The following is a 23,616-nucleotide window of genomic DNA, read 5'->3' as shown; positions in this document are numbered from 1 at the left end:
TCGAACATCGCCTGGCGCTTGCCGAGCTTTGCGCAAAAAAAAAACCACCGACCCGGAGGTCGGTGGTTTTCAAAGTTGCACTACTTCGAGTTCTTCAGATTTCTCAGTAGTCGTAGGACACCGACAGACGCATGTAACGCGGCGGCTGGAAGTAGATGCCCATGCCATACAAGTTGTTGATCGTGTGCGGACCGGATTCGCCAGCCGCATAGGTCTGGGTGGCCTTCTGGTCGTTCAGCACGTTGTAGATATCGAACTTGAAGGCGAGCTTCTGATCAGCGAAGTTCGGTGCGTAACGCACGCCCAGGTTGATGGTCTTGGTCCACGGGGTGTGGCCCGGATCACCCGGATGCACGATCTTGCCACCGCACCAGTGGTAGTTGCCGCTGCCGCCGTTGTTGTAGCCGGTCGGGTCGCCATCGGCATTCGGGCCGAAGTAACCCAGGCACTCCTTCGGCGTACCGGACTGGATCAGCGCAGTGGCCGACACCAGCCATTCCGGCGTGAACTGATAGGCACCGCGGAAGCGAATCGAATGCTTGCGGTTGTTGATCAGCTCGCCGTCCTGGCCCTGCATCAGCTGCCAGGAATCCCAGTCCTCCGTCTTCGACACGTCGCCTTGGCCGAAGTCGGAGCGCACCTGGCCCTCGGTGTTGCCCTGGCCGTGGCTGTAGGTGTAGTCCACGCGGCCCATCCACTTGCCGTCGAACGGATGCTCGAGGTAGAGGTCGAGGGAGGCGATTTCACGCTTCACGCCCTTGAGATAGCCCCAGTCCTGCTGGGTCATCTTGACGATGGTCGAACCGGTGCCGTCGTCGCGCGTAACCAACATGTCGTTGGTCAAGCCCGGGTTGATCAGGCGGCAGTAGGCCGCACCGTACAGCGAGTCGTAGTACTGGTTCGGATCCAGGCCCATCTTGGTCATCTTGGCCGCGATCTGGCCCGGCGAGCACTCGTCGTCGATCGCGGTCTTCAGGTCGCGATACGTGACCTTGGCACCATAGGTCCAGTTGTCGTTGAGCTGCTTGTCGAAGCCCACGATGTACTCGTCGAGGTACTGTGCCTTGAGGTTGCGCGCAGTGACCTGCTTCGGATCCTTCGCGCCACCGGTCTCGCCGTCCGGGGAACGGGTCGGCCTAACCACTGTCAGACCGGTCGGAATGCCATTAGCATCGATTCCGGTGTAGCTGTAGATGGTGTCTAGGAAAGTCGAACGGGTCGCTGCGCGCTCGGCCGCATTGTTCGGCAATGCCAGATAGTAACGACCGGCGTTGCCGTAGACCTTGAACGACGAGTCGCCGTTCACGTCCCAGCTGACGCCCAGGCGCGGTTCCCACTGATTCTTCTCATCCACGAACGCCTGATGCAGGTCGTTGTAGTTGGTGAAGCGATCATTGCGGAGGCCGAGGTTCAACTGCACGTTCTGCGCGACCTGCCAGACGTCCTGCAGGTAGTAGGCCTTCTGCGAGAGCGACATGCTGGCCAGCTTCGCAAAGTGACGCTGGTCGACGGTATAGGTCTTGCTCTGATCCGCATTGGTTTTGACGAGATACCGCCAGTAGTAGCCGTTCGCGTTATTGAACGGATCGGTGATGCTGGCGCCGGGACCGCTGGCGTAGGTGCCCTGGTTGTGGGCGTTGTAGTACTGGTTGTCGATACCGACGCTCAGATCGTGGTCACCCAGGCGGTAATCGAAGTCGACGCGCAGGCCACGCGTGTTCGACGCCGCATCAATGGCCGACAGCTGCGTGACGGTCTGGGCGTTGCGGATCTGCGTATCACCGGTGTACGCCGGGTTCTGATTGCCTGCCAGCGAGATGAACGGCAGGTCGCTCAGGGCGCCGTAGATGGTCGGGTTGGTGAAGCGACCCTTGCCGTACTCGACGCTCAGCGTGGCGTTGTCACCGATATAGCTGGTGTACTTGCCGATGTAGAAGGTCGCCGTCTGCTTGTCGCGATTGCTCGGCTGGACGAAGTCGGCCGTGGACAGCGTGGTGTAGTCGTAGTTGTACGTGCTGCCGCCGCCATTGTCCTGACGATCGGACATGTAGGTGGCTTCGAGAATGTTGTTCTCGTTGATGTTCCAGTCGATCTTGCCGTAGACCTTGTTTTCCTTGTTCGTGTAGAACAGCTCGCGGCCGTTGTCGAGGTTGCCGACCGTAGTGCCCTTGGTCTTGGTCTGCTCGGCCGACAGGAACATGTACAGCTTGTCCTTGATCAGCGGACCGCCGACGTAGCCGGAGTAGATCGTCTCCCACGACTTGTTCTTGCTGCGATCCCAATACAGCGTACCCGGCAGGGAGGGGTCAGCCAGCGTAAACGGCGTACCATCGGGCGTCGGCGCCGGAATGGCCGGATGGCCGTAGTATTCGTCCTTGCCGCCCGAGGAGAGATACTTCGGCGCCCAGGCGACCTGTCCGCCAAAGTGCCACTCGTTGGTGCCGCGCTTGCCGATCTGGTTGATCACGCCGCCGTCGGAACGACCGTACTTGGCGCTGTAGCCGCCGGTCAGCGTCTGCTGCTGATCGATCGAGCCGTAGGGCAGCGCAAAGCCGCCGATGTTGCGGTACGGCTCGCCGGTGTTGTAGCCGTTGATGTAGTACGCATTCTCGGAAACGCTCGAGCCGCCGAACGACACGGCATTGCCGAAGAAGCCGCTGCCCTGCACGGTGCCGGGCGCCAGCAGCGCGATGGACTCGGCGCTGCGGCCAACCGGCAGCTGCTGCAGATCCTTCGAGGTAATGACGGTGCTGGAGGTGACGCTGGACACGTCGATCGCCGGAAGGGCGCTCGCCACGACCGACACGGCGCTCAGGTTCTGGGCGTTCTGCTCGCTGGCGAAAGGCACTTCCGTACCGCCGCCGACGCTGACCACGACCTTGTCGTTGGTGGAGATGACCGCGCCGTCCTTGATCAGGGAGACGCTGTAGGTGCCGACCGGCAGGTTGGTGGCGGCGTAGCGGCCGCTCGAATCGACGGCAACGGTACGAGTGGTGCCGTTCGACAGGTTGGTCACCTTGACCGATTCACCCGACGCGACCGGCGCGGTACCGAAGATCGAACCCGTGGTGGCCTGAGCGTAGGCGACGCCGGTGAGCCCCATACCCAGCGCGAGCGCGAGGGCCAGAGCGTTGCGCCGGGGGTTCAACCCCTGCGAGGAATTACGCGTATTGGTTGTCATGTTTAACCGATCTCCCCAGATCTGCCCAAGTGGGCAAAAAAATTCGGACGCCAATTCTTGCGGCCGGCCTCTAAGTTACTGAAGAATCAATAACTTGTGTCTCAAAAGAAACTTTGCTGCTGGTCCGGGATCGACACCGATCCAGTGGCGGTGGCTCAAGAACAGCGGCTGTGGGCAGGGTTGCATACCTCTGTCCGCTCTCCGAACGTACGACGCCGCCACCGGCAGTGTCAACAATTTCTTAGCAAGCACTGAACGATAAAAAAGCGCGGTGGGTCACTGATCCTGCTGGGTGCGCAACCACCGGGATGCGTAGGTCACGGCACTCGGCATGTGCACTATGGATGAATGGATGAGCACAGCTCGCGTTTGGTCAGTGCATGTCCAACGCAGCAGTCTTGGAGCGTATCGATTCACCCATCGGCGCCACTGGAACCCCCAGACCGGTAGTCGGCGCCTGGCCGGCATGGCTCGGCGCAAGCATGCGGGCTTTGCGCCAGCCGCCGTAGCGGTAATAGGCCATTGCCAGCAGCATCGAGATCAACGAGCCCAGCGGAAAGCTCCACCAGATCGCGTCGGCACCCAGGCGCTGCTGCAGCGCGAGCGCGAACGGCGGGCGCACGAACCACATCGTGAGCAGCAGGATCACCAGCGGCGGCCACACTGCGCCGGTGGAGCGCACTACGCCGAACAGCACGAAGGTGACGCCGAAGAACAGGAACGACCACACCACGATCGCGTTGAGGTGGCTGGCCAGTTCCAGCGCGACGCCGTCGCCGGGCAGAAACAGGTTGAGCGCCGCGCGGTTGAACAGGTAGATCAGCGCGATCAGCGAGCCGCCGAGCAGGAAGTTGTAGGCCACGCCGGTCAGCGCGATGCGGTCTACCCGCTGCCACAACCGCGCCCCCACGTTCTGCGCCGCCATCGAGGACACCGCCGCGCCGATCGCCATCGCCGGCATCTGCACGTAGGTCCACAGCTGGGTGGCAGCACCGTAGGCAGCCACCGTCTGCGAACCGTAGGCGTTCACCAGCCGCATCATCACGATGGCGGAAGAGGAGATCACGATCATCTGCAGGCCCATCGGCAGGCCCTTGAGCACCAGCGCGCGCAGGATCGCGGCGTCAGGCTTCAGCAGCGCCAGTTCATGCCGGCCGATCCACAGGAAGTGCCGGCGCCGGTACAGCGTGATCAGCAACGCCGCCAGCGCCACGGTCTGCGCAATCAGCGTGGCGGTGGCCGAACCGGCGATGCCGAGCTTCGGGAACGGTCCCCAGCCAAACATCAGCAGCGGGTTCAGGCCGATGTCCAGCACCACCGACAGGCCCATGAAGAGGAACGGCGTCTTCGAATCACCCGCGCCGCGCAGCGTCATCATCAGGAAGCTGTAGAAGTACATCGACGGCAGCGCCACGAAGATGATGCGCAGGTAGGCCACTGCATACGGCAGCGCGTCAGGCGGTGTGCCCAGCAAGCGCAGCATGCCGGCGGTGCCGAACCAGCCCGCAATCGCCACCGCCAGCGACACCGCCACGAAGAAGCCCACCCCGGTGCCGACCACGCGGCGCGCCTCGGCCACGTCCTTCGCGCCCAGGCTCTGGCCCACCAGGATGGTGGACGCCATGCTCACGCCGAACACGGCCGACAGCAGCAGGAACAGGATCAGCGTGGCGTTGCTGGTGGCGGTGAGTGCCGCCTCGCCGAGGAAGTGGCCGATCCACATCGCGTTGACCGATGCATTGAGCGACTGCAGCACCGTGCTGCCGAGAATCGGCAGGGCGAACAGCAGCAGGCTGCGGGCGATCGGCCCTTCGGTAAGCGAGGCGGGGGCGGTCGCGGGGCGCATGGTCAGTCCGTGGGCAGGCGTCGGCGGTCGCGCAGCTTCGCATATCCGTGCGACGGGTAGGCACGCGCCGCAGCCAAGGGCCGAAAGTCACGGACGGCCGGGCGCGTCGGCTTGCTATCGTCGGCGGACCATCCAGGAAGGAGTAGCACCATGCGCCACCCACTGCGGGCCGCTGTCCGGCTCGCCTCGCTCACCTTGCTGGTTGCCGGCGTACTGGCACCGCCGGCAGCCGCTGCTGCCGACCTTGTCGTGCCGCCCATCCATTACCGCGAGCGCACGCTGTCCAACGGGCTGCAGGTGCTCAGCGTGGAGGACCACGCCAGCCCTACGGTCACCGTGCAGGTCTGGTACCACGTGGGCTCGAAGGACGACCCCGCCGGCCGCTCCGGCTTTGCGCACCTGTTCGAGCACTTGATGTTCAAGAGCACCAAGCACATGCACTCCGAGCAGATGGACCGGCTCACCGAGGACGTCGGCGGCGCCAACAACGCCTCTACCAGCGACGACGTCACCAATTACTACGAGGTGGTGCCGGCCAACTACTTGCGCACCCTGCTGTGGGCCGAGGCCGAGCGGCTGTCCAACCTCAACGTGGACGAAAAGAACTTCAAGTCCGAGCGCGCCGTGGTGCAGGAGGAATACCGCCAGAGCGTGCTGGCCAATCCGTACGGCAAGCTGTTCAACGCGATAGGCCCGCACTCGTACACGGTGCATCCGTACCAGCGCCCGACCATCGGCAGCATCGAGGATCTGGACGCCGCCTCGCTGCAGAACGTGATCGACTTCCACCGCACCTTCTACCGCCCCGACAACGCCACGCTGATAGTCGCCGGCGATTTCGACCCGAAGCAGCTCGACGCGTGGGTCGATCAGTACTTCGGCTGGATTCCCAAGCCGGCCACCCCGGTACCGCAGGTCGCCGCGGTCGAACCGGCGCGCACGGCGGACAAGCGCTACACCGAGACCAGCCCCACCGCGCCTTTGCCCGGCATCGCGATGACCTGGCTGATCCCGCCGACACCATCGGCCGACACCATCCCGCTGCAGGTCGCCGCGGCGCTGCTGTCCGAGGGCGACTCCTCGCGGCTGTACCAGTCGCTGGTTTATCGCAGCCAGGTGGCGCAACAGGTCGGCGCCGATGCCGACGCGCGCGTGGGCCCGGGGCTGTTCACCGCCTACGCCATCCTCGCCAGTGGCCACACGCCGGACGAGGCGGAGAAACTGCTGCGCGCAGAGATCGACCGGCTCGCCACCCAGCCGATTCCCGACGCGGAGCTGGCGAAGGTGAAGACCCAGCTGCTCACCGGCCAGCTCAAGCAACGCCAGACCCCGATGGGCCTGGCCTTCGCGCTGGGCCAGGCGTCGTTGATCGACGGCGATCCCGCGCACGTGAACACTGACCTGGCCACCCTGCAGAAGGTGAGCGCCGCCGACGTGCAGCGCGTGCTGCACACCTACGTCACCGGCGCGCACAGCGTGACCATCGACTACCTGCCGCAGCCCAAGGGCGCGCAGGCCACTAGCCAGGGAGCGACGAAATGAGCCGATCGATGCACCGCCTTGCCCTCGTCGCGCTGATTGCCGCCGGCCTCGGCGTCGCCAGCGCCAACAGTACCGCCGCCAGCGCCGCGGATTTCCCCAGCACCCCGCCGCCGCCCGCCGCCGCGCCGCGGCTGCACGTGCCCACGCCGTCCAGCCAGACGCTGGCCAACGGCCTGCGCGTGGTCAGCGTGCGTCGCGCCGACCTGCCGCTGGTCACCGCGCGACTGCTGATCCGCCGCGGTGGCGAGATGGACCCGGCCGGCGAAGCGGGCCTGGCCAGCCTCACCGCCAACCTGCTGACCAAGGGCGCCGCCGGCAAGACCGCGCCGCAGATCGCCGCCGCGGCGGAAGCACTGGGCGGCACGCTGGATGCCTCCGCCGGCTGGGACGAGAGCGGCGTCGGTATCACCGTCACCACGCCGCGGCTCGGCGAGGCGCTGGCGCTGCTTGCCGACGTGGTGCGTCGCCCGGCGTTTGCCGAGGACGAACTGTCCCGCGCCCGCACGCAGGCGCTGGACGACCTGCAGCTGATGCTCAGCCGCCCCACCACGCTGGCGTCGCTGGCCGCCGCGCGGGGCGTATTCGGCGACGGCGCCTACGGCCACTCGCGCAGCGGCACGCCGGCTTCGCTCAAGCGCATCACACGCACCGACGTGGAGCAGCTGCACCGCACGCTGTACCGGCCGGACAACGCGATCCTCGTGCTCACCGGCGACATCACGCCGGCCCAGGCGGCCGAGCTGGCGCGCGCCAGCTTCGGCGACTGGCAGGCGCCGGCCACGCCGCTGGCGGCGGCACCGGTCGCCGGAGGCCGCACGGCCCTGCCCGACCTGCTGGTGATCGACCAGCCCGGCGCGGGCCAGGCCGGAGTGGTGGCGGCGCACACCGCGCCGCCGCGCGGAGATGCGGACTTCTATGTCGGCACCGTCGCCAACGCCGTGCTGGGCGGCTCGTACTCGGCCCGGCTCAATGAAGAGATCCGCATCAAGCGCGGCCTGTCCTACGGCGCCAGCAGCAGCTTCGACCCGCGCCGCGGCAGCGGCCTGTGGCTGGCCGCGGCGCAGACCAAGAACCCCTCAGCCACGCAGGTGGTGACGCTGATGCAGGGCGAGTTCGATCGGCTCGGCAGCACGCCGGTGGGCGCCGATGAACTGGCCGCGCGCAAGGCCACCCTGGCGGGCGAATACGGCCGCAGCCTGGAGACCACGTCGGGGCTGGCCCGCCAGGTGGGCGAGCTGGCGGTGTACGGCGTGGACCTGGCCGACATCGGCCGCTACATCGACCGCGTGCAGGCGGTGACGCCGGCGCAGATCCAGCGCTACGCGCAGGCCCACCTGGGTGAGTCCGGGCGGCACGTGGTGGTGGTCGGCGATGCCGCACAGTTCGGCGCCGCCCTGTTGAAGGCGCACCCGCAAGGCCGGCAGCTGCCGGCGAAGTCGCTGGATCTGGACGACGCCAGCCTGCAGGCGACGGAGGTGGCCGGCGCGCGCTGAACTGCGCCCCCCTCGGGATGGCAGGGCCCGGGCGAGTGATCGCCCGGGCTTTTTGTTGTCGTACGCGAAACGCAGAGTCGTGCCAAAAGGCGCACGAATATTCACTACGGCTGCACGGATCTTTATTAAACTAACGGGTGCAGTAACCACAAAAATACCAAGGAACCCCGATCGTGCACGCCTTTCCCTCCCCCCGTCGTCTCGCCGTTGCACTTGCCCTGATCGCACTGCCCGCGCTCTCGCAGGCCGCTACCCACGTGGAAGTGCAGGCGGGCCGCAGCTACATGGATTCGCACGGCACCAACACCGCCTTCGTCGAGGCAGTGTTCGCCCCGCATGCCATCGGCAACAGCCGATATACCTGGTCGCCGGACGTCTCGGCCGGCTGGATCGACGGCCGCGACCTGACCAGGAAGTACAGCCAGACCACGCGCCCCTCGGTGGCGCTGGTGGCCGCTGGCGCACGCTTGCGCACCAGCGACGAGAGCGCATGGTTTTACCCGCTGTTCTTCAGCTTCCAGCTGGCCGGCACCAACCACGCCACCCAGGCGCTCTCCAGCCACTACCAGTTTGTCAGCACGCTGGGGTTGCAGTTCAAGCACGTGAGTTTCGGCATCCGCCACATCTCCAACGGTGGCCTGCACGACCCCAACAGCGGCGAAACCATGGCCCTGGTCGGCGTGGGCTTCGACATTTGATCGGCCGCGGCCGGCGCCTCGCGCGCCGGCCGCCGGATCAGAGCAGCTTGATCCCCAACGGCTTCACCGCCAGCGCGAACAGCGCGAAGCAAATCACCGTGATCACCGCGCTGATCGCCAGCGCCGGCCAGAAGCCGAAGCGCGCCAGCAGGCGCGGAAACGCCAGGAACATCGGCAGCGTGGGCACCACGTACCAGAAGGTGTACCAGGCGTGGTTGGCGATCTTCGCGGTCGACTGCTTCTCCACATGCAGCCAGATCAACGCCAGCAGCGTGACCAGCGGAAGCGAGGCGATCAGCGCACCGGCGCGATCGCTGCGCTTGGCTACCTCGGAAACAACGACCACTACGGCGGCGGTGATCAGGTACTTGGTGATGATCCAGGGCATGGCGCGACTCGCTTGCTCGACGGCGTGTGATGGCATAACGCAGGGAGCCCATCGTATCGTTCAACGACCGTCGCCTCGTTGCCGAACCGCCTGCCGTGACATCCCACCACCACGATCACCCGCACGACCACGCGCCGCACGCGCACGATGATGCGCATGCCCACGACCACGGACACAGCCACGCCATCGCGCAGGATGCCGACCGCCGCTATCTCGCCGTAGCGCTGGCCCTGCTGCTCGGCTTCACCGTGGTGGAAGTGGCGGTCGGCCTGATCGCCGGCTCGCTGGCGCTAATTTCGGACGCCGGCCACCTGCTCACCGACGCCGCCGCGATCGCGCTGGCGCTGTGGGCGATGAGCCTGGCCAAAAGGCCCGCCAGCGGCAGCTACACGTTCGGGCTCAAGCGCGCGGAGATCCTCAGTGCGCAGATCAACGGCCTGTCGCTGCTGCTGCTGTCGGCGTGGTTCATCATCGAGGCGGTGGTGCGGCTGATCACGCCGCCGCGTGTCGATGGCGCGCTGGTCACCGTGGTGGCCACGGTCGGCATCGGCGTGAACCTGGTCGCGGTGTGGGTGATGAGCAAGGCCAACCGGCAGAGCCTGAACGTGGAGGGCAGCTTCCAGCACATCCTCACCGACCTGTACGCCTTCATCGCCACCGCCGTCGCCGGCGCCATCGTGTGGTGGACGGGCTGGAACCGCGTCGACTCGATCGCCGCGCTGGTCGTCGCCGCGTTGATGTTCAAGGCCGGCTATGCGCTGGTGCGCGACTCCGGCCGCGTGTTCCTCGAAGCGGCGCCGCGCGGGCTGAACCCGACCACGATCGGCCAGGCGATGCGCGCGGTCGACGGCATCACCGCGGTGGAAGACCTGCACGTGTGGGAGGTCACCTCGGGCATGCCGGCGCTGTCGGCGCACCTGTTCGTGAACCGCGCGCTGGACTGCCACGACACCCGCCGCGAGGTGCAGGCGATGCTCGCCGAGCGCTTCGCGATCACCCACGTGACGCTGCAGACCGATCACGCGGACGAGGACGGTCGCGGCACGCGCGCGCCGTGCGCGTTCTCGCACGCGCACTGAGTCGAGCCTCGCGTCGACGGCTCAGTGTGCGTCGGGCGCGCCGCCGTTGTCGTGGTGGGGCGGCGCCGGGGCGGCGGCCTCCGCACCCATGTCCATGTCCTCGTCCGGCGGCGCCCGGGCCACGATGTCCTTGTATTCCTGCGCGCTCATGCCGGGGAGTTTCTGCAGGAAGGCGACCATCGACCAGATCGTCGCGTCATCGTGGCTGGCGCCCCACGCCGGCATCGCGCTCATCTTGATGCCGTGCTTGATCGCCCAGAACGCCTGCTTCGGATCGACCCGCACCCGGCTCAGGTTGGGCGGCTGCGGGTAAAGGCCCGGGCGGATTTCCGAATCCGTCATCACCGGCGAGAGATGGCACTGCGTGCACATCGCCGCGTACTGGCCGGCACCCTTGAGCACGAGCTGCGGGTCGCTCAGATCAGGTACCACGAGGTCGGCCGCGTGGGCGCGGATCGAGCGCTCGCGCATCGTCTGCATCAGCGCGAACACCGGCCGGGTGTGCGGGGCGTCCGCGCCCATGTCGTAGCGGCCCGACCAGACGAAGGCGAGCACGCCCACGGCCAGCAGCACCAGCGTGGCGAGCACGCCGAGGAAAAACGATCGAAGCGAGGTGGGCATGGCAGGTGATCCAGGTCAGAACCAGAAACGCAGGCCGGCCACGAACTGCCGGTCGAACACCGGGCGGCCGGCCGCACGGGCGAGGTCGGCGGTTGAGCCGACGCGCTGCACGAACTGCACGCCCACATACGGCGCGAACTCGCGACGCACCTCGTAGCGCAGCCGCAGGCCGAACTGTACGTCAGTGAGGCCGCGGCCGAGCCCGCGTGCCGGATCGCGGCGACCGTACAGGTTCGCCTCCAGCTCGGGCTGCAGGATCAGCCGCTGGGTAAACAGCACGTCGTAGCTGGCGCGCACCCGCGCCGCGCTGCGGCCGGACGTGCCCAGATAGAGCGTGGCCTCCACGTCGAACCAGTACGGCGCCAGACCCTGCACGCCGGCGGCGAGCCAGTCGCGCGACGGACCCGCGCCAAGATCGTGGCGCACGCCGAGCGTGCGGTCCCAATAGGCCGCCACGGCGTGGCTCCACAGCGCCTCGACATCGCCATCCTCCAGCCGCCCGCCGCTGCGCTCGCCCTCGCTGCGCAGCCACAGCTTGTCGGTGTCGCCGCCGTACCAGCCCTGCAGGTCCCACGCCTGGCCGCTGCCGTCGCGACCGTGGAAGGCCTCCAGCTGATCGACCAGCAGCATGCCGAGCGGAGCGCTGTCGGACATGTCCATGCCGGGCATGGTGCTGTAGCCGTAGCCGTCGGAGTAATCCGGACTGCGCGCACCCGCCGGCGCCGCGCCTCCCTGCATGGCGCCCATCGACATGCCGGCCATGCCGCCGTCCTGCGCCGCATGATCCATACCCGGCATCGCATCCATACCAGACATCGACGGGGCGGCAGCAGGCGGGTGGCTGCCGTCGTGCTGCATGGCCTTCATAGCCGGCATCGCGCCGTGGTCCATCGCAGGCATGACCGGCATCGACGAGGAGGATGCGGCCGCCGGGGGGGGGCCTTCCCGCATCGCGTGATCCATCCCCGGCATCGCGTCCATGCCGGACATCGATGAAGCGGCAGCCGCCGGATGGCTGGCGCCGTGCATGACCTTCATGTCCGGCGTCGCGCCGTGGTCGATCGCGCGCATGTCCGGCATCGACGACGAGGATGCGGCCGCGCGCGCATGGTCGGCATGCGTCGCGTGATCCATCCCGGGCATCGCCGCCGAGGCCGGCGCGTCCGTGCTGGACGCAGACGCCGGCATCGGCATGTCGCCCATGGGCATCGCACCCATGTCCATCGCGTGAGCATTGGCGGTGGAGGCGGACGATGCGGGCGCTGATTGGGCCGAGGCCGATGGCATCCAAGCCGCGCCGCCAAGGGCGAGCGCGAAACCGAGCCCGGCGCGCGCGACGTGAGAGAAAACAGTCGGCCGCCTCATGCCACCACCACCTCGCGGAACATGCCCGCCTCCATGTGATAGAGCATGTGGCAGTGATACGCCCAGCGGCCGAGCGCGTCGGCGGTCACCGCGTAGCTGATGCGCTGCGCGGGCTGCACGTTGATGGTGTGCTTGCGCAGCTGGAACGAGCCGTCGGGATTTTCCAGCTCGCTCCACATGCCGTGCAGGTGGATCGGGTGGTTCATCATGGTGTCGTTGACCAGCACGATGCGCAGCCGCTCGCCGGCGCGGAAGTGGATCGGCGTGGCGTCGGAGTACTTCACGCCGTCGAACGACCACTCGTAGCGCTCCATGTTGCCGGTGAGGTGCAGTTCGATGGTGCGGCTGGGCGCACGCGGGTCGAGCGGGCCGCCAATGGTGTGCAGGTCGGCATAGGTGAGCACGCGTCGACCGTTGTCGCGCAGGCCGACGCCCGGGTCGTCGAGATTGCTGCGCGGCATGTCCACGCGCATGTCCACGCCCGGACCGTATTCGGTGCGGGCATGGTGCACGGCCGGTACGTTGGCCCCGGCACCGCCCATGTCCATGCCCTGCATGCCGCCGTCAGGGCCGGAGTGACCGCCGTTGCCCATCGCGCCCATCATGTCGACCATCGCCAGGCGCTGGCGCGGGTCCATGGCCGGCACCTCGGCGCGCATGCCCGGGCGCGGCGCCAGCGTGCCGCGGGCGTAGCCGGTGCGGTCGATCGACTGCGCGAAGACGGTGTAGGCGCGGTCGTCCTGCGGCTCCACCAGCACGTCGTAGACCTCGGCCACGCCGATGCGGAACTCGTCCACGGCGACCGGCTCCACGTCCTGCCCGTCGGCGGCGATCACGGTCATCTTGAGGCCGGGGATGCGCACGTCGAAGAAGCTCATCGACGAGCCGTTGATGAAGCGCAGCCGCACCCGCTCGCCGGGCCGGAACAGGCCGGTCCAGTTGCCGTTCGGCGTAATGCCGTTCATGAGGTAGGTGTAGGTAGTGCCGGAGACGTCGGCGAGGTCGCTCGGGCTCATGCGCATCTGGTTCCACATGCGCCGCCTGGCCAGCGCCTGCTGCAGGCCCATGGTTCGCACATCGTGGAAGAACTCCGGTGCGGTGGGCTCGGCGAAGTTGTAGTAGTCGCTGTGTCGCTTGAGGGTGGCGTAGATGTGCGCGGGGTCCTCGTCGGTCCAGTCGTTGAGCATCACCACGTAGTCGCGCTCGGCGTGATGGCGCTCGCCGGCGGCCGGCTCGACCACGATCGCGCCGAACAGGCCGGTCTGCTCCTGGAAACCCGAGTGCGAGTGGTACCAGTAGGTGCCGCTCTGGCGCACCGGGAAGCGGTAGGTGAAGGTTTCGCCCGGCGCGATGCCGGGAAAGCCGATGCCGGGCACGCCGTCCATGTCGAACGGCAGCAGAATGCCGTGCCAGTGGATCGAGGTGGGCACCGCCAGCCGGTTGGTTACGCGCAGGGTGACGTCGGTGCCTTCCTTCCAGCGCAGCAGCGGCCCGGGCACCTGGCCGTTGACCGCGTGCGCCAAGCGCCGCGCGCCGGTGAAGTTCACCGGCACCTGATCGATCTGAAGCGCAAAGTCGGTGCCGGACAGCACCGTCGGCGCGCTGCCGCCGGAGGCGCCCGGCGCGCCGGCGGCAAACGCGCACTGGCCGCCGAGCAGGCCGAGACCGATCCCCGTGCCACCCAGCGCGAGGCCCTGGAGGAAACGGCGGCGGGACGTGTCCGGCCCGCCGCCAGTGGGCGGGGCGGGAATGAGCAAACGGGTCATGCGAACTCTCCATCATGCGGCGCGCGGCCGAACCGGTGCGTGGCAACATCACGGGCCCGCGCCGGGGAAGCTACGCGGCGGGGCCATCTCGGGACGCAGGGAGAGTCAGTGCAGCGGCGGTCGCAGCGGCGGCCGGCCGGGACGTTGCGGGGCGGCGCCAATCGCGCCGCGAGTGGGGCTACCGGCGGGCGCAAGGGTGGCGAACACCAGATCGGGCACCGGCAGCAGTGCCGGCGCGCACAGGGTGGGGCAATGACACGACGCACTGCTCGTGCCGGCGCTGCAGCAGTGGTCGGAGTGGGCGAAGTGCTCCGGCGCCTGCCCATGACCGACGCCGGCGTGGTCGCACGCCGTGCCCGTGGTCGTGGCGGCCGGCATCGACATCAAGGAGGTCGCCGCCGCGTGGCCGGCGCGCGCCATCGCCGCCATCGGCACGGCATGCGCCGCGTTGAGCACCAGCATCAGCCACGCCAGCAGGCTCATCGCCCAGAGGCGGATGGCACGAGGCGGCAGCGGGCGTGGTGATGCAGTCATCGGCAAAGCTTAGGCGCTGTCGGGGGGACGCTCAACGCTGGAGCAAGCTCCATGCGGTTCACGGCTGGCTGAAGCCCATGTGCACGGTGATCTTGTCGCCGGCCTTGAGGTCCTTCATGGCGGCCGGCGGAAAATGCAGCTTGAGCGCCATGCCGCCGGCATCGACGTCGACGATGCCGGTGCTCGCATCGGCGGCGGTCACCGTGGCCGGCATGAGGTGTCTGCCCTTCACGTTCATTCCGGCCATGCGCTGCATGCGCATCGGTTGCATCATGCCGCCGGCGCTGGAGGCGGCGGGCGGCATGGTGTCCTGAGCGAGCACAGCGCCAGTGCCCAGAGCAAGGACGAGCAGGGAAGCGGTAAGAGTGCGGATCATGGACGTTCTCCTGAAGGGATGATCGGGATACAGCCTGAAAACCCTAGTCCCCGCCCCGTTCAAATTGTCTGAAGGCCGCGCGAGGGCCACGCCACGCTCAATGTCCGCCGGCGGCCGGCCCCGGCTTGGCGCCGAACGGGGGCTTGGCCAGCCAGATCACCAGGATCAGGCTCAGGAAGATCCAGCCCAGCACGTGGAACACCTCGTTGAAGGAGATCTGATAGCCCTGCTGGGTGATCATCTGGTTGATGCTGGCCGCCGCCGACGTGGTGTCGCCGTGGCCGACCTGCTGCAGCGCCGCCTGCGCGGTGGGGTTGTACGGGGTGATCTGCTCGGCCAGCTGCGCGTGATGGGTGACCGCACGACGCTCCCACATGAAGGTGGTGAGCGAGGCGGCGAAGCTGCCGCCCAGCGTGCGCAGGAAGGTGGCCAGGCCCGAGCCCGCCGCGATCTCGTTCTGCTGCAGATCCGACAGCAGGATCGACAGCACCGGCATGAAGAACAGCGCCACGCCCAGCCCCTGCAGCAGCTGCACCATCGCCACGTGGTAGAAGTCGATCTGCAGGTAGAAGTCCGAGCGCATGAAGCAGGTCATGCCCATCACCAGGAAGGCTGCACTCGCCAGCCAGCGCAGGTCCACCCGGCTGGCGTACTTGCCCACGATGAAGGTGAGCAGCACCGGGATGATGCCCAGCGGCGCGGTGGCGTAGCCGGCCCAGGTGGAGGTGTAGCCCAGATTGCGCTGCAGCCAAAGCGGCACCATCAGGCCGATCGAGAAGAACGCCGCATAGGCCAGCACCAGCGCCAGCGTGCCCGCACTGAAGTTGCGGTGGCGGAACAGTTTGAGGTTGACGATCGGGTCCTTGTCGGTGAGTTCCCAGATCAGGAAGACCGCCAGCGCCACCGCCGAGACGATGCTGGTGATGACAATGAACTGGGAGTTGAACCAGTCCTCGTCGTTGCCCTTGTCCAGCACCACCTGCAACGCACCCACGCCGATGATCAGGGTGACCAGGCCGACGTAGTCGATCTTCGGCCGCTCGGTCTTTTCCTCGCGACCCTTCATCTGCGCGCCCACCACCATCGAGGCGAAGATGCCGATCGGCACGTTGATGAAGAAGATCCACGGCCACGAGTAGTTGTCGGTGATCAGGCCGCCCAGGATCGGGCCGGCGATCGGCGCCACCACCGTCACCATCGCCAGCAGCGCCAGCGCCATGCCGCGCTTGGCCGGCGGGTAGATCGAGATCAGCAGACTCTGCGTGATCGGATACATCGGGCCGGCCACCGCGCCCTGGATCGCGCGGAACAGGATCAGCATGCCCATGCTCTGCGAGATGCCGCACAGGAACGAGGTGAGCGCGAACAGCAGGGTCGACCAGATGAACAGCTTCACCTCGCCGAAGCGGCGGGTGAGGAAGCCGGTGAGCGGCAGCGCGATCGCCATGCTCACCGCGAACGAGGTGATCACCCACGTGCTCTGGTTCGAGCTCACGCCGAGATTGCCGGCGATGGTCGGCAACGACACGTTGGCGATCGTCGTGTCCAGCACCTGCATGAAGGTGGCCAGCGACAGGCCGACCGTGGTCAGCGCCAGATTGGGTGGACGGAAGGCTGTGCTCATGACGGCTCGATAGGGGACGGGGGAGGAGCCGGCGCCGCCGTGGGGACGGCGGCACCGGCGCGGCGGTCGGCCTTACTTGCCCTTACCGCCGGCCATGTTGGCGTGGATGATCTGCGCGATGACGGTGTCGGCCAGAGCCAGCTGCTTGTCGTACACGTCGGTGTTAAGCACCGGCGAGGTCGGCGACTGCTGCGCCAGCATCGGGCCGTTCTGGTCGTGCAGGCTCACCTCCACGTTGCTGGACAGGCCGATGCGCAGCGGGTGCGCGTCGAGCTGCTTCGGCTCGGTGAACACGATGCGCACCGGCACGCGCTGCACGATCTTGATCCAGTTGCCGGTGGCGTTCTGCGCCGGCAGCAGCGAGAACGCGCTGCCGGTGCCCACGCCCAGGCTCTGCACCTTGCCCTTGTAGGTCACGTCACTGCCGTACACGTCGCTGGTGATGTCCACCGGCTGGCCGATGCGCATGTGGGTGAGCTGGGTTTCCTTGAAGTTGGCGTCGATCCACACCTGGTGCAGCGGCACCACCGCCATCATCGCCATGCCCGGCGCCACGCGCTGACCGAGTTGCACCGAGCGCTTGGCGACGTAGCCATCCACCGGCGCCACGATGGTGGTACGCAGATCGTCGAGGTAGGCGGCACGCAGCTTGGCGGCAGCCATCTGGACGTCCGGATGCGAGGCGACCACGGTGTCGTCGACCAGCACCCTGGAGGTGTTGTACTGCTGCTGTGCGTTGGTCAGCCCGCTTTCGGCGGCGGCCAGCGCATCGCGGGCGTGCGCCAGCTCCTCGGCGGAGATGGCGCCGGTCCTGGCCAGGTTCTTGCGGCGGTCGTAGTCGGCGCGGGCCTTGTCCACGGCCACCTGGCGCGCGGCCACGTCGGCCTGCGCGCTGGTCACGCTGTTGTACAGGCCGCGCACCTTGCGCACGGTGTTGGCGAGGTTGGCCTTGGCCTCGGCCAGCGCGACCTCCGCATTGCTCTTGTCCAGGCGCACCAGTACGTCGCCCGCGTGCACCCGGTCGCCGTCGTCGGCGCCGATGCTCACCACGGTGCCCGGTAGCTGCGGGGTGATCTGCACCACGTTGCCGTTGATGTAGGCGTCGTCGGTGCTCTCGTACCAGCGACCGTCGAGGAAGTACCACGCGGTCCAGGCGATGGCGGCAAGCACCACCACCACGCCGAGCAGGCGCAGGAAGAAGCCGCGACGGCTGTTGACCGGCTTGGCCGGCGTGCCGGCCTGGGTGTCGGCCGGAGTGGAGGGTTGGCTGGACATGGTCAGGCCTCAGGAATGATCGGAAGGGGAGGAGGAGTGGGCAGCGGGAGCGGCGGGCGGTACGACGTCGGCGCTGCGCGGCTGGTAGCCGCCGCCGAGCGCGGCGAGCAGCTGCACTGAAAGGTCGACCTGCTGCGCCTTCAGCGCGGCGAGGCCCTGCTCGGCCTGCAGCAGCTGCTGGCGTACGCTGAGCGCCTCGAGGTAGCTGCCCACGCCGGCGTGGTAGCGCTGGCTGGCCAGATCCCACGCCTGTGTCGCCGCGTCGAGCGCGCGCTGCTGGGCGTCGATCTGGGTGGCGAGCGAGCTCAGGCCGGAAAGGTCGTCGGCCACTTCGTTCACCGCGGCGACCAGGGTCTGGTTGTACTGCGCTACGGCCAGATCGTAGGCGGCGTCCTTGCGATCGAGGTTGGCGCGCAGGCGCCCGCCGTCGTAGATCGGCAGGCTCAGCGTGGGGCCGAGCTGGTAGAACCGCGCCGGCAGCTGGAACACGCTGGTGCCGCCGGTGGCGAGCACGCCGGCCAGCGCACCGATGCTGAGGTTGGGCAGGAACTCGGTCTTGGCCGCCTTGATGTCTTTCTGCGCCGCCTCGACCCGCCAGCGCGCGGCGACCAGGTCCGGGCGATGGCCGATCAGCTCGGCCGACAGGTCCGCCGGCACCGCCACCGCGGCCGGCTGCAGCACCGCCGGACGGCCGATCGCCAGGCCGCGGTCCGGCCCCTTGCCCAGCAGCACCGACAGCGCCGAGCGGGCGGTATCCACGGCGCGGTCGGCCACCGCCTGCTCGCGCTGGGCCTGCGCCACCTCGGCGTCGCCCTGCTTGAGCTGCAGCGTGCTGTCCACGCCCGCGTCGACGCGCTGGCGGGTCAGCTGGCGCGCCTCGCTGGCGCGCTTGAACTCGGCGTCGGCGACATCCTTCTGGGCGAACGCGTAGCCGAGCTGCGCATAGGCGCGCGCCACGTTGGTGGACAGCTCGATGCGCGCGGCACGCGTCTCGACGTCTGCCGCCTTGGCCTCGCCGACCGCGGCCTCCCATGCGGCCTTCTTGCCGCCCCACAGGTCCAGCCCCCAGTTGAAGCTGGCGTAGGCGTACTTGGCGGTAATGAAGTGGCCACCACCGACGTCCGCTGGCACCACGGTGGAGGGCGGATGAGCGCCGGACACGGCGGCGCCGGCATTCACGCTGGGGCCGCGCGCGGCGTTGGCGCTGCCCACTTCGGATTGGGCGGCGCGGGCGCGGGCGTCGGCCACGGCCAGACTGGGGTTGTCGCGCAAGGCCTCGTTGATCAGCGCGTCGAGCTGGGGATCGCCCAGCGCGGTCCACCAGTCCTCGCTCGGCCAGCTGGCCTCGGCCGCATGCAGGCGGGCCAGGCTTTGCGCAGTGGCGAGCGCGGACGGATCGGTCGGCGTGCCGTTGGTGTGCAGGCCGCCGCTGCTGGCGCAGCCGGCCAACGCCAGGGCGAGCCCGATGCCTGCGGCGAAAGAATGCAGACGCATGGTCATGATCTCTGGGGAAAGGGGAGTCGGGGCGGGAATATCAGGACTTGTCGCGCAGCGCGTGCAGCACGCGTTCCAGGTAGTCATGCAGTTGTTCGCGCTCGGTGAGGCTGAGCGAGCGCTGGGCCGCTTCCAGCACGCGATCGTTGCAGTCGGTGAGCTGCTGCCACAGCGCGTTGCCGGCATCGGTGAGCTCGATGCGCAGCGCGCGGCGGTCCTGCTCGTGCGGCGTGCGGCGCAGGAAGCCCTTGGCTTCGAGCTGGTCGAGCTGGCGCGTCATGGCGCCGCCGTCGAGCTCCACCGAGCGAGCCAGCTCGCTGGCGCTCATCGGGCCGAGCCGGGACAGCCGCTTGAGGATCAGGAACTGGGTGAAGCGCAGATCGATGTCCTGCGCGGCCAGCTCGGCTTCCATCGCGCGGACGATTTCGGAACGGACCAGGCCGAGCAACACGCCGAGGCTTTCGGCGGGGCCCTTGAGGATGGGAGTGGTGGGGGTGACAGCGTTCATGGCCGCGCATTCTATTGCCCGAAGTTTATTTGTCAAGGCAAATATCTCGGTCGCAGCCTTTGCGCGAGCAAAATCTTTCATCGGATCGCCGGCTGGCCGCGCCTGGGCATGCAAAGTGTTACGGCCCAAGGGTTGAGGCCCGGCGGCCGCGCAGGATGACAAACCGGACCGGGCCGGGCAGAATCGGTCAATGTTTATTTCACTGAAATATGAATAAAGAAACTCTGCCCCTCCTGCACCAGCGCGCGCACGACACCGCCCGATTGCTGCAGGCGCTCGCGCATCCATCCCGCCTGCTGGTGTTGTGCCGGCTGTTTCGTGATGGCGAGAGCAGCGCGGGAGACCTGTCGATGCAGCTGGGCATTGCGCCGTCCGCGTTGTCGCAGCACCTGTCGCGCATGCGCGACGAGGGCCTGGTGGAACAGCGACGACAGGCGCGCCAGCTGTTCTACCGGCTGGGCAGCGAGGCCTCCGGCCAGCTGCCCGCGCTGCTCACCAGCCTGTGTGCCGAGGTCCCGGCCCTGGCGGAACCGCCAGGGGACGATCCGATGAAACCCGCCACGCTGGCCGCCGTGCTGGGTCTCGCCTTGACCAGCGCTGGCGCCATGGCGGCCGAGGGCTTCTGGATCACGCCCACCATCGAGGGCGCCGGGCGGATCCACCCGCTGCCGCAGGCGCATTACCAACCCGATGCCACGGCCTCGTACAAGGTGGTTTTCAGCCTCACCGGCGCAGGCAAGCCCGACCAGCTCAATCCGGGCCTGCAGCGGCTCGCGCGCAGCGTGAATCTTTACACCGGCGCGGGCGTGCCGCTGGAACATCTGCACTTCGTCGCGGTGGCCTCCGGCGCCGCCACGCCACTGGTGCTGGACGATGCGCACTACCGCACCGCGTTCGGCCAGGACAACCCCAACCTGCCGGTGATCGCCCGCCTGCGCGCCGCAGGTGTCGACGTGGCGGTGTGCGGGCAGGCGGTGGCCGAGCACGACTACCCGTACGAGGCGATCGACCGCCACGTCTCGCTGGCCCTGTCAGCGTTGACCACCATCGCCGACTTGCAGCAACAGGGCTACGCCCTGATGCCGCTATAGCAGCCCCACGTTCGGGAGCCGCAGGGAGAACGCACGATGAACTTTCGATGGAGTGTCGTGGCCGCATGTGCACTGGCAGCCGCCGCCCTAGCCGCGCCGACGGCGCATGCGATGGACGCCGCGCAGCTCGCCACACAGGGCAACGGCAAGGGCGCGCCGCCCTGCCTGGGCTGCCACGGTGCCGACGGTGGCGGCCAGGCCGCCGCCGGCTTTCCGCGGCTGGCCGGACTCGACGCCAGCTACCTGCGGCGCCAGCTCGACAGCTTTGCCGACGGCACGCGCGACAACCCGGTGATGAAGCCCGTCGCCACGGCGCTGACCACCGACGAGCGCCAGGCGCTGGCCGGGTACTACAGCCGGCTGCCGCTGCCGGCCGCACTGGCCAGGCCCGCCACCCAGCCGCCCGCGCCGGACAGCCGCGGCGCGTTGCTGGCCACACGCGGCCGCTGGAGCCGCCAGGTGCCGGCCTGCGAGCAGTGCCACGGCCCCGGCGGGGTGGGCGTGGGCGCGGCGTTTCCGCCGCTGGCCGGGCAGTCGGCCGCGTACATCGCCGCACAGCTCAGGGCCTGGCAGCGGGGTAGCCGGCGCAACGACCCGCTGGCGCTGATGCAGCACATCAGCGCCGCGCTGGACGACCAGGACATCACCGAAGTGGCCGGCTGGTTCGCCGCGCAGCCGCTCGGCCAACCCAAGGCCACGCCATGAACCGTCATCGACTGCTGCTCCCCGCGCTCGCCGCCGTGATGCTGGTGGCCTGCCAGCGCCCGCCGGCCGGCAGCGACATGCCGGCCAAGCCGGCCAACACCGCCACGGCGGCCGCGCCCGCCGCCTCGGCAGCGGCCCCGGCGCCGACGACGATGAAGCCGGCAACGGCGTTCACGCCGCCGCCGGAATCGGCGATCCCCGAAGGCCCGTTCGGCGACATGGTGCGCGAGGGGCGCGAGCTGTTCGTGCACACCGCACAGAAGGCGCCGGCATATGTCGGCAACGGCCTGGCCTGCGCCAATTGCCACCTCGACGCCGGCCGTCAGCCGAATTCGGCGCCGCTGTGGGGTGCCTACGGCATGTATCCGGCCTACCGCAGCAAGAACAAGCACGTGAACAGCTTCGGCGAGCGACTGCAGGGCTGCTTCCAGTTCAGCATGAACGGCAAGGCGCCGCCGCTGGACAGCCGCGAGATGCTGGCGCTGGAGGCCTACGCGTACTGGATGGCCACCGGCGCGCCGATCGGCGTGAAGCTGGACGGCGCCGGCTATCCCAAGCAGGGCTTCAAGCCGCCGCAGCCACCGGACTACGCGCGCGGCGAGACGGTGTTCCAGCGCGACTGCGCGCTGTGCCACGGCAGCGACGGCCTGGGCCAGAAGGTGGCCGGGCGCTACGTGTTTCCGCCGCTGTGGGGACCGGACTCGTTCAACTGGGGCGCCGGCATGCATGAACTGGACAACGCCGCCGCCTTCATCAAGGCCAACATGCCGCTGAGCCGTGGCAACACGCTGAGCGACCAGGACGCGTGGGACGTGGCGATGTACATGGACGCCCACGAACGCCCGCAGGACCCGCGCTTCAAGGGCGACCTCGCGCAGACGCGCAAGGATTTCCACGACACGCCGATGTCGCTCTACGGCACCACCGTCAACGGCCACCTGCTGGGTTCCCGGCCGGCCAGGCGCCAGGGGTCGCGATGACCTTCCCCTCCCTGCTCCGTCGCATCGCGACGGGGACCGGCGCGGGCTTCCTCGTGCTGGGCCTCGCCCACGGTGCACGGGCCACGGACGCGCCGGCGGGCGCGACCACGGTGGGCGGCACGGTGTTTCTCGACGCGAGCCACCTCAACCAGTACCGCAACGGGAAGCGCACCACGGCAAGCCGCAACGGCGCCGACCTCACGCGTTTCTACCTGGACATGGACCACCGCTTCAGCCGCACCTGGTCGGCCCACCTCACCACCGACATCAACTGGACGCGCGACGCCTCGCCCACCCACCTGTGGGTGAAGCACGCCTACCTGCAGGGCGACTTCAGCCAGGCGCTGGTGCTGCGCCTGGGCTCGGCGCCACTGCCGTGGGCCGGCTTCGTCAACCATTGGTCGGGCTATCGCTACGTCGACAAGGAGCTGCTGACGCGGCTGCACTACGCGGCCTCGGCGGACTGGGGCGTGCACGCGCTGGGCGCGCTCGGCGACGGCGGCCGGCTGCAGTACGCCGGCTCGGTGGTTTCCGGATCGAGCTTCAAGCATCCGCGCACCGGCGACCGCCCCGACGTGGAGGCGCGCCTGGCATGGCAACCCAGCGCGCACAGCGTGCTGGCGATCGGCGGCTACGACGGCCAGCTCGCGCTGGGCGGCGGCAACCTGCCCACCTACCACACCGCCCGCCGCTGGGGTGCCCTGGCCGCCTATGCGGATCAGCGCGTGCGCCTCGGCGCGCAGTATTTCCGCGCGATGGACTGGAACCAGGTGCGCAGCCCGAAGGGTGATCGCGCCAGCGGCTGGTCGGCCTGGGCCAGCCTGGCGCTGGACCCGCGCTGGTCGGTGTTCGCCCGCTACGACCGCGCCGCCACCAGCGCGTCGCTGGACCCTTCGCGGCGCGAGCGCTACGCCAACCTCGGCGTCGCCTGCGCGGTGTCCAGGCAGGTGCAGGTGGCCGCGGTCTACAAGCGCGAGCGGCTGTCGCACGACCGTCTCGCGCTCGCCGCCAGCAATGAGCTGGGCGTCTACGCGCAGATCGGCTTCTGAG

At 68.4% G+C, this 23,616-nt stretch carries 19 protein-coding genes and 1 pseudogene; 8 read left to right on the top strand and 12 right to left on the bottom strand.

The annotated features are described in order from the left end of the window. Positions 1 to 103: 103 nt before the first annotated feature. A complete protein-coding gene (locus tag ISP17_RS00980; protein ID WP_404629643.1) occupies positions 104 to 3,181 on the bottom strand; it encodes a TonB-dependent receptor in 3,078 nt (1,025 codons plus the stop codon). A gap of 373 nt (positions 3,182 to 3,554) precedes the next feature. Continuing rightward, positions 3,555 to 5,027, bottom strand: a complete 1,473-nt coding sequence (locus tag ISP17_RS00975; protein ID WP_404629642.1) for an MATE family efflux transporter — start codon at positions 5,025 to 5,027, stop codon at positions 3,555 to 3,557. 150 nt (positions 5,028 to 5,177) lie between these two features. Here ISP17_RS00975 and ISP17_RS00970 point away from each other — a divergent pair, with 150 nt between their 5' ends. From ISP17_RS00970 to ISP17_RS00960, 3 genes are all read left to right on the top strand, one after another. Then, entirely contained in the window at positions 5,178 to 6,569 is a 1,392-nt protein-coding gene (locus ISP17_RS00970; RefSeq protein ID WP_404629641.1) for a M16 family metallopeptidase, read from the top strand. Beyond that, on the top strand, positions 6,566 to 8,062 hold the full coding sequence (locus ISP17_RS00965) for a M16 family metallopeptidase (protein WP_404629640.1): 1,497 nt from the start codon (positions 6,566 to 6,568) through the stop codon (positions 8,060 to 8,062). Before ISP17_RS00970 ends, ISP17_RS00965 begins: the two co-directional genes overlap by 4 nt. A gap of 173 nt (positions 8,063 to 8,235) precedes the next feature. Next, positions 8,236 to 8,760, top strand: a complete 525-nt coding sequence (locus ISP17_RS00960) for an acyloxyacyl hydrolase (RefSeq protein ID WP_404629639.1) — start codon at positions 8,236 to 8,238, stop codon at positions 8,758 to 8,760. Between the two features lie 37 nt (positions 8,761 to 8,797). Here ISP17_RS00960 and ISP17_RS00955 read toward each other — a convergent pair whose 3' ends face one another. Next, positions 8,798 to 9,148: a DUF3147 family protein gene (locus ISP17_RS00955; protein WP_404629638.1), complete on the bottom strand. Its 351-nt coding sequence runs from the start codon at positions 9,146 to 9,148 to the stop codon at positions 8,798 to 8,800. A 95-nt stretch (positions 9,149 to 9,243) separates the two neighbouring features. Here ISP17_RS00955 and ISP17_RS00950 point away from each other — a divergent pair, with 95 nt between their 5' ends. After that, the gene (locus ISP17_RS00950) at positions 9,244 to 10,227 is read left to right on the top strand and encodes a cation diffusion facilitator family transporter (RefSeq protein ID WP_404629637.1); all 984 of its coding nucleotides are present in this window, start codon (positions 9,244 to 9,246) and stop codon (positions 10,225 to 10,227) included. Positions 10,228 to 10,257: 30 nt separating this feature from the next. Here the strand turns inward: ISP17_RS00950 and ISP17_RS00945 are convergent. The 9 genes and pseudogenes from ISP17_RS00945 to ISP17_RS00905 all read right to left on the bottom strand — a co-directional run. Next, positions 10,258 to 10,848: pseudogene (locus tag ISP17_RS00945) on the bottom strand (c-type cytochrome); the annotation flags it as partial. 15 nt (positions 10,849 to 10,863) lie between these two features. Further along, positions 10,864 to 12,066 carry a copper resistance protein B gene (locus tag ISP17_RS00940; protein WP_404629636.1) on the bottom strand — a complete coding sequence of 401 codons (1,203 nt, stop codon included), beginning with the start codon at positions 12,064 to 12,066 and terminating at the stop codon, positions 10,864 to 10,866. Positions 12,067 to 12,209: 143 nt separating this feature from the next. Further along, the gene (locus ISP17_RS00935) at positions 12,210 to 13,979 is read right to left on the bottom strand and encodes a copper resistance system multicopper oxidase (RefSeq protein ID WP_404629635.1); all 1,770 of its coding nucleotides are present in this window, start codon (positions 13,977 to 13,979) and stop codon (positions 12,210 to 12,212) included. A 105-nt stretch (positions 13,980 to 14,084) separates the two neighbouring features. Continuing rightward, positions 14,085 to 14,513 carry a hypothetical protein gene (locus ISP17_RS00930; RefSeq protein ID WP_404629634.1) on the bottom strand — a complete coding sequence of 143 codons (429 nt, stop codon included), beginning with the start codon at positions 14,511 to 14,513 and terminating at the stop codon, positions 14,085 to 14,087. Between the two features lie 58 nt (positions 14,514 to 14,571). Next, a complete protein-coding gene (locus ISP17_RS00925; RefSeq protein WP_404629633.1) occupies positions 14,572 to 14,889 on the bottom strand; it encodes a hypothetical protein in 318 nt (105 codons plus the stop codon). A 97-nt stretch (positions 14,890 to 14,986) separates the two neighbouring features. Beyond that, positions 14,987 to 16,513: a DHA2 family efflux MFS transporter permease subunit gene (locus ISP17_RS00920; protein WP_404629632.1), complete on the bottom strand. Its 1,527-nt coding sequence runs from the start codon at positions 16,511 to 16,513 to the stop codon at positions 14,987 to 14,989. A gap of 72 nt (positions 16,514 to 16,585) precedes the next feature. Beyond that, complete coding sequence (locus ISP17_RS00915; protein WP_404629631.1) at positions 16,586 to 17,788, bottom strand: HlyD family secretion protein; 1,203 nt, start codon at positions 17,786 to 17,788, stop codon at positions 16,586 to 16,588. Positions 17,789 to 17,797: 9 nt separating this feature from the next. Beyond that, the gene (locus tag ISP17_RS00910; protein ID WP_404629630.1) at positions 17,798 to 19,282 is read right to left on the bottom strand and encodes an efflux transporter outer membrane subunit; all 1,485 of its coding nucleotides are present in this window, start codon (positions 19,280 to 19,282) and stop codon (positions 17,798 to 17,800) included. Positions 19,283 to 19,322: 40 nt separating this feature from the next. Continuing rightward, entirely contained in the window at positions 19,323 to 19,694 is a 372-nt protein-coding gene (locus ISP17_RS00905; RefSeq protein WP_404631383.1) for a MarR family winged helix-turn-helix transcriptional regulator, read from the bottom strand. A gap of 305 nt (positions 19,695 to 19,999) precedes the next feature. Between ISP17_RS00905 and ISP17_RS00900 the strand changes: the two genes are divergently transcribed. From ISP17_RS00900 to ISP17_RS00885, 4 genes are read left to right on the top strand one after another with little or no spacing between them, the layout of a single operon-like run. Continuing rightward, the gene (locus tag ISP17_RS00900; protein ID WP_404629629.1) at positions 20,000 to 20,881 is read left to right on the top strand and encodes a metalloregulator ArsR/SmtB family transcription factor; all 882 of its coding nucleotides are present in this window, start codon (positions 20,000 to 20,002) and stop codon (positions 20,879 to 20,881) included. 36 nt (positions 20,882 to 20,917) lie between these two features. After that, a complete protein-coding gene (locus ISP17_RS00895; RefSeq protein WP_404629628.1) occupies positions 20,918 to 21,586 on the top strand; it encodes a c-type cytochrome in 669 nt (222 codons plus the stop codon). After that, on the top strand, positions 21,583 to 22,566 hold the full coding sequence (locus ISP17_RS00890) for a c-type cytochrome (RefSeq protein ID WP_404629627.1): 984 nt from the start codon (positions 21,583 to 21,585) through the stop codon (positions 22,564 to 22,566). The genes ISP17_RS00895 and ISP17_RS00890 overlap by 4 nt, the downstream gene beginning before the upstream one ends. After that, positions 22,563 to 23,615, top strand: coding sequence for a hypothetical protein (locus ISP17_RS00885; protein WP_404629626.1), 1,053 nt, complete (start codon positions 22,563 to 22,565; stop codon positions 23,613 to 23,615). The genes ISP17_RS00890 and ISP17_RS00885 overlap by 4 nt, the downstream gene beginning before the upstream one ends. Position 23,616: the final 1 nt, after the last annotated feature.

This window comes from Dyella ginsengisoli (assembly GCF_044904665.1).
In the GTDB taxonomy this organism is placed as follows: Bacteria; Pseudomonadota; Gammaproteobacteria; order Xanthomonadales; family Rhodanobacteraceae; genus Dyella_A; species Dyella_A ginsengisoli.
This window is presented reverse-complemented; position numbering and strand designations above follow the sequence as displayed.

Coding starts and splice junctions, on each gene's coding strand:
- ISP17_RS00980 (WP_404629643.1), bottom strand. CDS start 3,181: ATGACAACCAATACGCGTAATTCCTCGCAGGGGTTGAACCCCCGGCGC.
- ISP17_RS00975 (WP_404629642.1), bottom strand. CDS start 5,027: ATGCGCCCCGCGACCGCCCCCGCCTCGCTTACCGAAGGGCCGATCGCC.
- ISP17_RS00970 (WP_404629641.1), top strand. CDS start 5,178: ATGCGCCACCCACTGCGGGCCGCTGTCCGGCTCGCCTCGCTCACCTTG.
- ISP17_RS00965 (WP_404629640.1), top strand. CDS start 6,566: ATGAGCCGATCGATGCACCGCCTTGCCCTCGTCGCGCTGATTGCCGCC.
- ISP17_RS00955 (WP_404629638.1), bottom strand. CDS start 9,148: ATGCCCTGGATCATCACCAAGTACCTGATCACCGCCGCCGTAGTGGTC.
- ISP17_RS00940 (WP_404629636.1), bottom strand. CDS start 12,066: ATGGGTGCGATGCCCATGGGCGACATGCCGATGCCGGCGTCTGCGTCC.
- ISP17_RS00935 (WP_404629635.1), bottom strand. CDS start 13,979: ATGACCCGTTTGCTCATTCCCGCCCCGCCCACTGGCGGCGGGCCGGAC.
- ISP17_RS00930 (WP_404629634.1), bottom strand. CDS start 14,513: ATGACTGCATCACCACGCCCGCTGCCGCCTCGTGCCATCCGCCTCTGG.
- ISP17_RS00925 (WP_404629633.1), bottom strand. CDS start 14,889: ATGATCCGCACTCTTACCGCTTCCCTGCTCGTCCTTGCTCTGGGCACT.
- ISP17_RS00920 (WP_404629632.1), bottom strand. CDS start 16,513: ATGAGCACAGCCTTCCGTCCACCCAATCTGGCGCTGACCACGGTCGGC.
- ISP17_RS00915 (WP_404629631.1), bottom strand. CDS start 17,788: ATGTCCAGCCAACCCTCCACTCCGGCCGACACCCAGGCCGGCACGCCG.
- ISP17_RS00910 (WP_404629630.1), bottom strand. CDS start 19,282: ATGCGTCTGCATTCTTTCGCCGCAGGCATCGGGCTCGCCCTGGCGTTG.
- ISP17_RS00905 (WP_404631383.1), bottom strand. CDS start 19,694: ATGGAAGCCGAGCTGGCCGCGCAGGACATCGATCTGCGCTTCACCCAG.
- ISP17_RS00900 (WP_404629629.1), top strand. CDS start 20,000: ATGAATAAAGAAACTCTGCCCCTCCTGCACCAGCGCGCGCACGACACC.
- ISP17_RS00895 (WP_404629628.1), top strand. CDS start 20,918: ATGAACTTTCGATGGAGTGTCGTGGCCGCATGTGCACTGGCAGCCGCC.
- ISP17_RS00890 (WP_404629627.1), top strand. CDS start 21,583: ATGAACCGTCATCGACTGCTGCTCCCCGCGCTCGCCGCCGTGATGCTG.
- ISP17_RS00885 (WP_404629626.1), top strand. CDS start 22,563: ATGACCTTCCCCTCCCTGCTCCGTCGCATCGCGACGGGGACCGGCGCG.